The organism is Rhizobium sp. RAF56, from assembly GCF_052113965.1.
GTDB lineage: Bacteria > Pseudomonadota > Alphaproteobacteria > Rhizobiales > Rhizobiaceae > Rhizobium.
On sequence record NZ_JBFRDU010000003.1, the window covers coordinates 192,768 to 204,586 of the forward strand.

General features: G+C 60.6%; 8 protein-coding genes. 2 read left to right on the forward strand and 6 right to left on the reverse strand.

Going from position 1 to position 11,819, the window contains the following annotated elements; genetic code table 11:
* Positions 1-6: 6 nt before the first annotated feature.
* A complete protein-coding gene (gene argS / locus AB4048_RS04195; RefSeq protein WP_442200661.1) occupies positions 7-1,767 on the reverse strand; it encodes an arginine--tRNA ligase in 1,761 nt (586 codons plus the stop codon).
* Between the two features lie 51 nt (positions 1,768-1,818).
* Positions 1,819-3,036, reverse strand: coding sequence for a deoxyguanosinetriphosphate triphosphohydrolase (locus AB4048_RS04200; RefSeq protein ID WP_442200662.1), 1,218 nt, complete (start codon positions 3,034-3,036; stop codon positions 1,819-1,821).
* Positions 3,037-3,235: 199 nt separating this feature from the next.
* On the opposite strand from AB4048_RS04200, the gene erpA reads away from it, so the two are divergent.
* Both erpA and xth read left to right on the forward strand, forming a co-directional pair.
* Positions 3,236-3,568, forward strand: a complete 333-nt coding sequence (erpA, locus tag AB4048_RS04205) for an iron-sulfur cluster insertion protein ErpA (protein WP_442200663.1) — start codon at positions 3,236-3,238, stop codon at positions 3,566-3,568.
* 131 nt (positions 3,569-3,699) lie between these two features.
* Complete coding sequence (xth, locus tag AB4048_RS04210; protein ID WP_442200664.1) at positions 3,700-4,491, forward strand: exodeoxyribonuclease III; 792 nt, start codon at positions 3,700-3,702, stop codon at positions 4,489-4,491.
* Positions 4,492-4,599: 108 nt separating this feature from the next.
* Here the strand turns inward: xth and exoR are convergent, their stop codons facing one another.
* From exoR to AB4048_RS04230, 4 genes are all read right to left on the reverse strand, one after another.
* On the reverse strand, positions 4,600-5,403 hold the full coding sequence (gene exoR, locus AB4048_RS04215; protein ID WP_442200665.1) for an exopolysaccharide production regulator ExoR: 804 nt from the start codon (positions 5,401-5,403) through the stop codon (positions 4,600-4,602).
* Between the two features lie 719 nt (positions 5,404-6,122).
* Positions 6,123-7,397, reverse strand: a complete 1,275-nt coding sequence (locus AB4048_RS04220) for an OmpP1/FadL family transporter (RefSeq protein WP_442200666.1) — start codon at positions 7,395-7,397, stop codon at positions 6,123-6,125.
* A 426-nt stretch (positions 7,398-7,823) separates the two neighbouring features.
* Positions 7,824-10,667, reverse strand: a complete 2,844-nt coding sequence (locus tag AB4048_RS04225; protein ID WP_442200667.1) for a valine--tRNA ligase — start codon at positions 10,665-10,667, stop codon at positions 7,824-7,826.
* A 122-nt stretch (positions 10,668-10,789) separates the two neighbouring features.
* A complete protein-coding gene (locus AB4048_RS04230; RefSeq protein ID WP_442200668.1) occupies positions 10,790-11,725 on the reverse strand; it encodes a DUF2497 domain-containing protein in 936 nt (311 codons plus the stop codon).
* Positions 11,726-11,819: the final 94 nt, after the last annotated feature.

Below are 11,819 nucleotides of genomic sequence, written 5' to 3' on the forward strand. Positions count from 1 at the left end.
TGACGTTTATCGCATTTCATCCGGAGCAGCGGTCCCGGTTATACCGAGACCAGACTTCAAGACAGACGCGACAGCGTACACCAGCCCAAGTCTGGCAATGCTCAATTCTCGGTTTTTATCGTTAACAAATCGTAATTCCGGTGAATCTTTACCTTTATTCCAGTGAGCATGGAAAGAACTTGCGAGATCATAGAGGTAAAAAGCGATGCGATGCGGCTCGTGAGACTGTGCCGCAGCTTCCACGACGCGCGGGAATTCCGATAGCTTCGAGACGAGTTGCAGCTCGGTCGGATCGGTTATGCCCACAACCACCGCTTTTTCGAGCTCGGGCGCAGAGAAATCGGCATTTGGAAACGCCTCTTTCGCCTGTCGAAACACAGACATACACCGGGCGTGGGCATACTGGACGTAAAACACCGGATTGTCTTTCGACTGCTCTGTAACCTTGGCGAAATCGAAGTCCAGCGGCTCGGAATTCTTGCGATAAAGCATCATGAACCGCACCGGATCACGGCCGACTTCATCGACCACCTCGCGCAGTGTCACGAAGTCGCCTGAGCGCTTCGACATTTTCACCGGTTCGCCGTTCCGGAACAGCTTCACCAGCTGGCAAAGGAGGACGGTGAGTCGCGATTTGCCTTCCGAGACCGCCCGCGCCACCGCTTCCAGCCGCTTGACGTAGCCGCCGTGATCGGCGCCAAGAACGTAGATCATCTCGGAGAAACCGCGATCGAACTTGTTCTTGAAGTAAGCGACGTCGGCCGCGAAATAGGTATAGGAGCCGTCCGACTTGATCAGCGGGCGGTCGATATCATCCCCGACCTCTGTCGAGCGGAACAGGGTCTGCTCCCGGTCTTCCCAGTCTTCGGGGAGCTGGCCCTTCGGCGGCGGCAGCGTACCCTTGTAGACGTGACCCTTGAAGGTCAGATCGTTGATCGCGGTGCGGATGGCGGCTGCACCGTTGTCATGCAGCGTCCGCTCCGAAAAAAACACGTCGTGCGTCACGTTGAGCGCGGCCAGGTCCTCGCGGATCATCACCATCATCGCGGCAATCGTGCGTTCCTTGACGATCGGCTGCCACTGGTCTTCCGGCATCGCCCTCAGTTTGCTGCCGAACTCTTCGGCCAGCGCCTTGCCGACGGGAACCAGATAGTCGCCGGGATAGAGACCTGCCGGAATCTCGCCGACCGGTTCGCCGAGCGCTTCGCGATAGCGGATGAAGGCCGAGCGCGCGAGCACGTCGATCTGAGAGCCGGCGTCGTTGATATAGTATTCCTTGGTAACATCGTAGCCGGCAAAGCCGAGCAGGTTGGCGAGCGCGTCGCCAAGGACGGCGCCGCGGCAATGGCCTACATGCATCGGTCCCGTCGGATTGGCGGAGACGTATTCGACGTTGATCTTCTTGCCGGCGCCGAGCGTCGAGCGGCCATAGCCGCTGCCGGCGGCGACCATCGCGGCCAGCAGACGCTGCCAATAGCCGACAGAAAGGCGGATGTTGATGAAGCCGGGGCCGGCGACGGATACGTCCGCCACATCGGCATCCTCTTTCAGCTTGGCAGAGATGATATCGGCCAGCGCCCGCGGATTGGTGCCGACCGCCTTGGCAAGCACCATCGCCGCATTCGTCGCCACGTCGCCGTGGCTCGGATCGCGCGGCAGTTCGACGCCGACACGCGCGAAATCGAGCTCTGATCGCTTTTCCTTAACGATATCAATTTGCTCGAGAACGTTCTTAATTCTGGCTTCGAAGTCTGTGAAAAGATTCATCTTATTGTCCACGCAAAGGCTTCGCCAACGGTCTGCCGCGGCGACCGCTGCCTAGCGCAAATCGGGAGTCTGGTCAAACAGCCGCCTATGGGTGCTGACGGCGTAGGTGTCGGTCATACCGGCCAAATAGTCGCCGACGTGGCGCGCGCGCGCCGCCTCGGAAAGCCCGGCAATGTGGTCGACCCAGTAGTGGCTCTGCATTTCCTTGGGGTTCGCCATATAGGCCCGGAACAAGTCGGTGACGATCTGTGCGGCGCCGGCGCGGATGCGCATGATATCGGGATGACGATAGATACGCTTGAACAGCATCGCCTTGATCTGTTTGTCTGTTTCGGCCATCGCCGCAGAGAAGGTAGCGATGATGCGCCCGGCCGAGCGGATATCGTCCGCACTTGCCGGCTTGATCTCGGCGAGCGCGTCCTGCGCAACGGAGATGACGTCTTCCACCATGCGCGTGATCTGGCGACGCATGATCTCGTGGGTGAAGCGGCTTTTTTCGAGACCCGGATATCGGTCCCGCACTTCCGCCATCAGCTCGGCGAGAAACGGAATGTCCTCCAGCATGTCGAAGGTCAGATACCCCGAACGCAGGCCGTCATCGATATCGTGCGTGTTGTAGGCGATGTCGTCGGCGATCGCGGCGGTCTGTGCCTCGAGGCTGGCGTAGGTTGCGATTTCCAGATCATGGACCTCGCAATAGTCGAGGATCGGCTGCGGCACCGGGCCGCGCGTGCCTTGCCCGTCGGCCGTGAGCAAGGGGCCGTTGTGCTTGACCAGGCCCTCCAGCGTTTCCCACGTCAGGTTAAGGCCGTCGAAATCCGCGTAGCGCCGCTCCAGCTTGGTGACGATGCGCAGCGACTGGGCGTTGTGGTCGAATCCGCCATAGGGCAACAGCGCCTCGTGCAAGGCATCCTCGCCGGTGTGGCCGAACGGCGTGTGGCCGAAATCGTGTACCAGTGCCACGCCCTCCGCCAAGTCTTCGTCCAGCTTCAGGGCGCGGGCGAGCGCGCGAGCTACTTGGGCCACCTCGATCGTGTGGGTGAGCCGGGTGCGATAGTGGTCGCCGTCCTGGGCAATGAAAACCTGCGTCTTGTGTTTCAGCCGGCGAAAGGCGGTCGTGTGGACGATGCGGTCGCGGTCGCGCTGGAAATCGGAGCGCGTAGGGCTATCACCCTCGGGAAAAAGACGTCCGCGCGTCCGCCAGGGATCCGCCGCGTAGACCGCCCTCTCTCCATAGCCGAAACCTAATGCATGCCTGTCGATCGTCATTGTCCGTCCCATTCCGGCGTCAGCCCATTGACGCCGCTTCTCAGCCTTCATACCTATAACCTAGGCAAACAGCAAAGCGGCCCATCGCCCCAGCTGTCCCCGGCGGCCATTCGATGGTAAAGGCATAAACCGCAAGCCATTTAAACGGCCAAGGCAATTTGAGAGTCTCTCCGGATCTTGACCCCGGCAGGAGGAAAGCATGACGGATCAAAGTGTAACTCTTTCGGACTCGGCAGCAAAGCGAATCGCGGCGATCGTCGGCGCCGAGGCCGGCAAAAGCGCGCTCAGGGTCGCCGTCGAAGGCGGCGGCTGCTCCGGCTTCTCCTATAAGTTTGACCTCGCCGAAGGGCCCGAGGCGGACGATGTCGTCGTCGAAAAAAATGACGCAAAGGTTCTCATCGACCAGCTGTCGTTGGTCTACATGGCCGGATCCGAGATCGATTTCGTCGACAACCTGCTCGGCCAGTCGTTTCAGATAAAGAATCCGAACGCGGTCGCAAGCTGCGGCTGCGGCACGAGTTTTTCCATCTGACGCGAAGCAGACGGATCCCTAATACCGCCGGCCGGCGCGAGACGCTCGGCCGGTTTTCTTTTGCGCGCAACCGGGTGGCCAAGCGCGATCGGCCTCGATAAAAGAAGGCTGTCGCGGAGGAAACATCGCCCATGAAGATCGCCACCTGGAACATCAACGGCGTCAAGGCCCGGATCGAGAACCTGTGCCAGTGGTTGAAAGATTCCAGTCCCGACATCGTCTGTCTGCAGGAGATCAAGTCGGTTGACGACGGTTTTCCGCGTTTCGAAATCGAGGCGCTCGGCTACCACGTCGAGACCCACGGCCAGAAAGGCTTCAACGGCGTCGCGATCCTCTCCAAGCAACGGCCGGACGAGGTGACCCGCGGCCTGCCGGGTGACGACACCGACGAGCAGGCGCGCTTCATCGAAGCAGTCTTCTCCCTGCCGAACGACAGTGCGCTGCGCGTCTGCTGCCTCTACCTTCCGAACGGCAATCCGATCGAAACCGAGAAATACACCTACAAGCTTGCCTGGATGGAACGGCTTGCGGGCTTCGCCGCCGAGCGCCTGCTGCTAGAAGAGCCGCTCATTCTTGCCGGCGACTACAACGTCATCCCCGAGCCGCATGACTGCTTCGACCCCAAGGTCTGGGCCAACGATGCGCTGTTTCTACCGCAGACACGCCAGTCGTTCCGGCGGCTCGAAAATCTCGGCTTCACCGACGCCGTCCGCGCCACGACCGACGCGACGAAGCTCTATTCGTTCTGGGATTACCAGGCGGGCGCCTGGCAGAAGAACAACGGCATCCGCATCGACCATTTGATGCTGTCGCCGGAAGCCGCGGACCGCCTCTCCTCCGCCGCGATCGAGAAGCACGTCCGCGCATGGGAAAAACCCTCGGACCACGTTCCGGTCGTCGCGCATTTTGATTTCGAGGGATGAGGTTTTTATGCGCCTTTGATCGATCGCGATCAAAGGCTGGAGCTGCCAGAACGTTTCCGTCTTTCTTCGAAACACGTGAACGTTCTATCTGTTTGTTTTTACGTTGCTCTAGTCGTTACCGGCAACATCGAGCTGATGGGCCATCGACACCGCTACGCGGCGATCGTTCTCATTGGCGACAGAGAAAGCCTGCTCCTGCAGGTCTTCCATCCACTTGCACTCCTTCGGCGCGCACTTGTCGAGCGCCGCGGTCATGAAGGCAAGCCCGCGGGGCGCCTGCCCTTCCTGGAAGAGCAGATTGCCGAAGACCGCCATCGCGCCGGGATGGCCGCTCTTGCGCGCCTGATTGAGCCACTTCTTGGCCTGCTGGACGTTGGCCGAACCGCCCTCGCCGTTCAGCATCATCTCGGCAAGCTGGAACTGTGCTTCGGCAACGCCGAAGGTGGACGCGACCTGGAAATAGAGCTGGCGGGCTTGGGTCAGGTCGGTCTTGACCGGGCTGTTGGGAATGCCGGCCTTGTAATAACCGGCGAGCGCCAGCAATGCGTTGATGAAGAAGCCGGTATCTTCCGATCCGGGCTCGACGCCCTGCTGGGCGATTTCGTTGTAGATCTTGAAGGCTTCGAAATCGTTCTGCGTCACGCCGTCGCCGTCTGCATACATGTTCGCAAGCGCCCAGCGGGAACCGGTGTGGCCCTTTTCGGCGGCATATTTGTAGGCCTCGACCGCCTCTTCCTTCTGCCCGTTCTTGTACGCCTTGAATCCGAATTTGAAGAGGTCGAAGGGACCGGATTCCTTGGAGACTCCGGCATTGATATCGAACGCTCCGGCCGGCTGAGCAAAGCCGCATGCGACAGCCAGGGAAACGCCCAGCACCGCCATTCTCAAAGATATGAACTCGGACTTAAACATAGCAGTCGATTTTCTTTCGCTCCCGTCCGCGTTCGCTCCAGTGACTCCAACCGCACTGCCAAGCGTACCGACGTATTCCCTACGGGCAGCCCTGCCGTCACTGAGCGCCTCAACGGACGCCCGCGCCTTGCATTCATGCCCTTGCCTCCGAAAAGCGGAGACCCATTCCTGTGCGCCCCTCTCAGCCGGCAATATCCGGCAAAGGATTGGGCACTTCCGTATCTTCCTGGCGGCGCCGATTAACACCGTCCGCCACAATCCGCAGCCTATCGCAAAATTGTGACCAAACCGGTATTGACGCACGCCCAAACGCCACGCGACCTTCGAGCAGCGTTAACAGTCGCGCTCCCAGATGCATTGCATTCAATCATGTGAGATGAAGGATTTCCTTGAAGACAGGCGGCTTGCGGCGTCGGGGGAGCATCCTGCGCTCCTTCGCCCTCATACCACTCCAGCCAAAGCGGAAACTCACTCATTTACCAACTACGCACTTTCTACCCCAGGCCCGACACCTGCCCGCCTCTACCGCTGCGCTCAATTTGTGGCGGGAAATGGACGAATTAGGCCGCATTTGGGTTACGAAATCAGTTCAAAAGGAGTGTTGCGGATTCGTCACAAGCGCATATGCCGTATAGGCGCTACTCACCTCCGACATGGTGCAAAAAAGGCCCGACGTTGTGCCGGGCCTTTCGGTGATTGGGTCTAGGACGAGACCAAGTTCAGAACCTCACCTTCAGCGAGGTAGAGAGCGCGCCGACGATGTCATTGCCGTAGTCGTAGGTGACATCGCCGCCGTAGACGACCCCGTCCTTGGTCACGGTGCCGGAATGACCGCTGGTCAGCACGCCAAGCGCGCCGGCAAACAGCAACTCAACCTGCTTCGTCGGCTTGTAGGAAACGCCTGCACCCATCGTCCATGAGTCCGAGGAGATGCCGATATCGGTACTGGTGCCACGATCCCACGTCAGGCTGAGGGCGCCGCTCCACTGCTCGTTGAACTGGTGGCCAATGCCGCCGGTCACCGTCCATCCGTCCTGATAAAGCAGATCGAGCGAAGTCGCCGCGCTGCCCGGCTTGCATGCAACTTTGCCCTTGGTCGAGGTGGGGCAGAAAGCGATGCTTTGCATCGTGCTCCAGTTGGTCCACTTGACCGAACCGAACGCTAGCCATTCTGGCGCGATGCCGGTCTGGAACTTCAATTCCAGGGAGTCCGGAGCCGTCGCCTCGCCATAGACTGCGGTATTGCGACCGAACAACAACGTCTTCTGATTCTTTGGATTGACCAAGGAGGACGGGACCTGCCTCAAATCCAGCGTGCCCGTGAGGTCGTCGTATTTCACCTGACTGTTGTAGACCAGGCTCGTGCGGAAGGCATACTCAGGAATTTCGTAGGCAACGCCCCCGCGCCAGCCCCACGCGCTGTCCTCCATGTGCAAATGGCCAACGCCATTGTAGAGGGCAGCAGCCGGGCCGGGAACCGGGACGACCAGCGCTTCCTTGTCACCGTCCACGGTCTGATAGAACGTCCCACCGATCAGGCGGACCTGGCCCTTGCCGGCATCGAACTTGTACGAGCAGGTCGCCCCATAGTTGTCGGTACTGAGTTTGATTTCCGATTCCGAATTGGCGCCGGCCCAGTTCAATCCGGGATTCGAGTGCGCGCCAAACGGCTGGGAATAATCGACCAAGCAATCGACATCATCAGTAATGCCAATCTTCGCGCCGCCGTATGGAATTGCGTAGTTTTCAGTATCTCTGGCCGAACTCGAGCGGTTGTTCAGATTGCCGTTCTGCGGGTTCACGTCCTTCGCATTCTTCAGCTTGCGATCCGGCATGACGTAGGTCACACCTGCCTCGAACGCGTAACGCGACTTGTCGAACAAAAGATCGATATCATAGCCGCCGCGCTCGAGGCCGCCAGCAAGCGCGGTCTGCGCGAACGAGGCGCCGATGGCGAGCGTCAACACGCCCTTCAATGCAATACGAGATACCATAAATGTCTCCCCCCACTTCGTATTGAGACTACTTCATACGGGCATCACCCAAATAGGCAATGCGCCGCTCCCTGTGCGGTGGCTTCACGCCGGTTGGTCGGATTTACGTAAAACTGCGACGAAATGCGCAGTTCGGTCATAGTTTGAAAATACTTTCGCAATTCCGGCGCAAAAACGGCGTATTTGAGATGAAATTTCTTCAAGCTGACACCGCTGTCACAATAAGACAACAGTCCGCGTTTTCGCGTAACCTACCAAATTTGGGTTAGTCGCTCAGCGTGAAATTCGCCCCGAAACGCCCCGGATCAGGCATTTTCCGCGTGATTCGCGTCGCTCTAATGCAAAAAGGCATGCGGAGCGACCCGCATGCCTTTCGATTGAAACGATCGGAACCTGAACTGCGTCCGCCTCCAGGCCCTCAGAGCCTCATTCGACCTCGCTGACGCGTGCCAGCGCCGTCATCAGGCTCGCGCGCTGGCTTTCGAGTTCAGCGCGCCGCTCGCGTTCTGCGGCAACGATGTCCGGATTGGCGTTCGCCACGAACTTTTCATTCGACAGCTTGCCGACGATGCGGGCAATTTCCGCATCCGCCTTGGCGATCGCTTTTTCAAGGCGGGCTTTTTCGGCCGAGAGGTCGATGAGACTGCCAAGCGGCAGGCAGACGGTCGCCTCTGCAACCACGATCTGCGCGGCACCCTTCGGCGCCGTGTCCGCGAGCGAAATGTCCGTCACGCGCGCAAGTCGCTTGATCGCGGCATCGTGCCGGTGAAGACGCTCGCGCGTCAGGCTGTTGGCGCCGATAACGACGAGCGGTGCGGTCGCCGACGGCGGCACGTTCATTTCCGCGCGAACCGAGCGCAGACCCGAAACGAGGTCGATCAGCCAATTGATCTCATCGGCGGCCACGTCGTCCGCATAAGACGGCGCCGGCCACGCCGCAAGGCAGATCAGCCCGTCGCGCTCGGCGCCCTCGGCCGCGGTATGGGCCCAGAGTTCCTCGGTCATGAACGGCATGAAGGGATGCAGCAGCTTATAGGTTTCTTCCAGCACATAAGCCGCGCAGGATTGGGCCTCTGCCTTGGCGTTGGCATCGTCGCCGCTGAAGATTGGCTTCAGTAATTCCAGGTACCAATCGCAGAACTGGTTCCAAATGAAGCGGTAGAGCACACCGGCCGCGTCATTGAAGCGGTAGGCTTCGAGAGCCTCGGTGACGTCGCGCTCGGTCCTTGCCAACTCCGTCAGGATCCAGCGGTTGATCGTCAGCTCGGCCGCTTCCGGCACGAAATGCGGATCGCTCTTGGCGCCGTTTATCTCGGCGAAGCGGGTAGCGTTCCAGAGCTTCGTGCCGAAATTCCGGTAACCGGCGATGCGGGCCGGATCGAGCTTCACGTCGCGCCCCTGCGCCGCCATGATGGCAAGCGTGAAGCGCAGGCTGTCGGCGCCGTATTCGTCGATCAGCTCCAGCGGATCGATGACGTTGCCCTTCGACTTGGACATCTTCTGGCCGTTCTTGTCGCGGACCAGCGCATGAACGTAGACCGTCTCGAACGGCTCGACGGGATTGCCGTCGTCGTCCTTCATGAAATGCAGCCCCATCATCATCATGCGGGCGACCCAGAAGAAGATGATGTCGAAGCCGGTCACGAGAACGTTGGTCGGATAATAGCGGGCAAGCTCCGGCGTCTGTTCCGGCCATCCAAGCGTCGAGAACGGCCAGAGCGCCGACGAGAACCAGGTGTCGAGCACGTCTTCATCGCGCGCCAGGATCTCGCCCGGCTCGAAGTTTTCGAGCTTCTCCTCGACCCAAGCCTTCCACGGGCCCTCGTGCGAAAGATAATGCTGGATGGCGGCCTGCAGCGCTTCCTCTTCGCTCTTCTCGACGAAGACCTGACCGTCCGGACCGTACCAGGCCGGGATCTGATGTCCCCACCAGAGCTGGCGGGAGATGCACCAGGGCTGGATGTTTTCCATCCATTCGTAATACGTCTTGTCCCAGCTCTTCGGCACGATCTTGGTGCGGCCTTCGCGAACCGAGGCGATTGCCGGCTGGGCCAGGGTCTTGGCGTCGACATACCACTGCTCGGTCAGCCGCGGCTCGATCGGTACGCCGCCGCGGTCGCCGTGCGGCACCGTGTTCTTGTGCGGCTCGATCTTGTCCAGCAAGCCTGCTTCTTCGAAGATGCGCACGATGATCTTGCGCGCCTCGAAGCGGTCCTTGCCCTCCAGTTCGTCCCAGGCGCCGTGAAGCGCTGCGGGATGCTCCAGACCTTCAAGGAAATCCTCGTTGTCCTTGATCGTGATGCTGCCTTCCGGGGTCAGCACGTTGACGGCGCGCAGGCCGGTGCGGCGGCCGACGTCGAAATCGTTGAAATCATGCGCGGGCGTCATCTTGACCGCGCCCGTACCCGCCGTCGGATCCGGGTATTCGTCGGCGACGATCGGAATGCGGCGACCGACGATCGGCAAAATGACGTGCTTGCCGACGATCGCCTTGTAGCGTTCGTCGCTGGGGTTCACGGCGACGCCGGTGTCGCCCAGCATGGTTTCGGGGCGGGTCGTGGCAACCACCAGATAGTCGCGGGTCTCCCATTCGGTCGGCTTGCCGTCTTCATCGAAGGCGATCGGATGCTGGTAGGTAACCCCCTCCTCAAGCGGATAGCGCAGATGCCAGAGGTTGCCGTTGACCTCGACCTGTTCGACCTCAAGGTCCGAAATGGCGGTCAAAAGCTTCGGGTCCCAATTGACCAGCCGCTTATCCTTGTAGATCAGGCCTTCCTTGTAGAGCGACACGAAGACTTCGACGACAGCCTCGGACAGGCCCTCGTCCATGGTGAAGCGCTCGCGCGACCAGTCGCAGGAAGCGCCGAGACGCTTCAGCTGGTTGAAGATCAGTCCGCCGGACTCGGCCTTCCATTCCCAAACCTTCTCGATGAAGGCCTCGCGTCCCATCTCTCGGCGTCCGGGCAGCTTCTTCTGGGCAAGCTGGCGCTCGACCACCATCTGCGTCGCAATGCCCGCATGGTCCATGCCAGGCTGCCACAGGACGTCCTTGCCGCGCATGCGCTCGAAACGCACCATGATGTCCTGCAGCGTGTTGTTGAGCGCATGGCCCATGTGCAGCGAGCCGGTCACGTTCGGCGGCGGGATCACGATGGTAAAGGATTCGGCACCCGGCTTCGCATTGGCGCCGGCGCGAAAGGCATCCGCCTCATCCCACTTCTTGGCGATCTTCGGTTCGACTGCGGCGGAATCATAGGTCTTGTCGAGCATTTTGGGACCGGATCTGGAGGGTTCGATGATGCCCGGTTGTAAATAGGATGGTGGCGGGCAAGTCAATAAAAAAGCCGCCCCGGCGGCCGGAGCGGCATGGTTCCATAAGCGGTGCGAAGAGCTTAGCGGCGCGGGCCTCGCGCCACCCGTTCGATCTCTTCGCGGACGAGGCGTTCGACCAGCGTCGGAAGGTTGTCGTCCAACCATTCCTGCAGCATCGGCCGCAGCATCTCCTGGGCAATCTCGTCAAGCGAGCGGCGCTCGCTGCCATCGACCGCAGCGACCAACTCGTCGAAAGAGCGTGCGACCTGGGCGCCGGCGGCTTCCGACAGCAGCGCCGGGTGATTTTCCTCTTGCGTGAACGGCAGAAGATAGTCGCTGCTCCCCTGCACGGCGGGCAGCGAAGTCTTCACGGCGGCATTGGCCGGCACGGCGAAAGGAGCCTCCATGCTTGCCTCTGCGGCGACCGGTGCCGCTTCGACAGGCATCTTCTCATCGGCTGGAACGTCGACAGTCGCCTGGGCGGGAAACGGCGCGATAACCGGTGCTGGGGAAACGATCGCCGGCTGCAAGGGCTCGGACGCAAAAGGCGACCTGGGAGCCGCGGGTTCCGGGCGCTCGTCTGGCCTACCCTCCATATCGGCGGCAGAGCGAGCCTCGGCGAAACGCGCCGCCATTGCGGGCGGCAATTCGCGCTGCTGCGGCGCCTCGCGCGTGCCGGCCGTTTGCGCGGCACCCCGTTCGGATGCGGCTCGAACGCGCGCTGCAACATCGGCAAGCGACATGGTGCGCTGCGGAGCCTCGACGGGCGCCGCCTCGCCGGGCGAATTGGCCGCAACGAAGCGCGGATCGGCTACGCGTCCGCCGCTGAACTCTTCGGTCTCGAACGCGTCGTCGACGGTCAGGTGAATATCGCCGTCATCGTCTTCATCGGACACGGCATAGAGCGGCGGCGACGCGGGCTTTCCGGTAGCCGGCTCATTGCTTTCGATAATCCGGCGAATCGACGCCAGGATTTCTTCCATGGACGGTTCACGCGCAACATTTGGCTGAGCCATTTTTCATCCCCGTTGTCATCTGCAACGATCGGATTCCGTTAACGACGGCTCCGAATCACCGTCACCTTAGGATAGTACCACGAGGAAAAAAATT

Bases quoted from the DNA above. Each gene is read 5' to 3' on its own strand.
- argS (WP_442200661.1), bottom strand. From the start codon at position 1,767: ATGAATCTTTTCACAGACTTCGAAGCCAGAATTAAGAACGTTCTCGAG.
- AB4048_RS04200 (WP_442200662.1), bottom strand. From the start codon at position 3,036: ATGACGATCGACAGGCATGCATTAGGTTTCGGCTATGGAGAGAGGGCG.
- erpA (WP_442200663.1), top strand. From the start codon at position 3,236: ATGACGGATCAAAGTGTAACTCTTTCGGACTCGGCAGCAAAGCGAATC.
- xth (WP_442200664.1), top strand. From the start codon at position 3,700: ATGAAGATCGCCACCTGGAACATCAACGGCGTCAAGGCCCGGATCGAG.
- exoR (WP_442200665.1), bottom strand. From the start codon at position 5,403: ATGTTTAAGTCCGAGTTCATATCTTTGAGAATGGCGGTGCTGGGCGTT.
- AB4048_RS04220 (WP_442200666.1), bottom strand. From the start codon at position 7,397: ATGGTATCTCGTATTGCATTGAAGGGCGTGTTGACGCTCGCCATCGGC.
- AB4048_RS04225 (WP_442200667.1), bottom strand. From the start codon at position 10,667: ATGCTCGACAAGACCTATGATTCCGCCGCAGTCGAACCGAAGATCGCC.
- AB4048_RS04230 (WP_442200668.1), bottom strand. From the start codon at position 11,725: ATGGCTCAGCCAAATGTTGCGCGTGAACCGTCCATGGAAGAAATCCTG.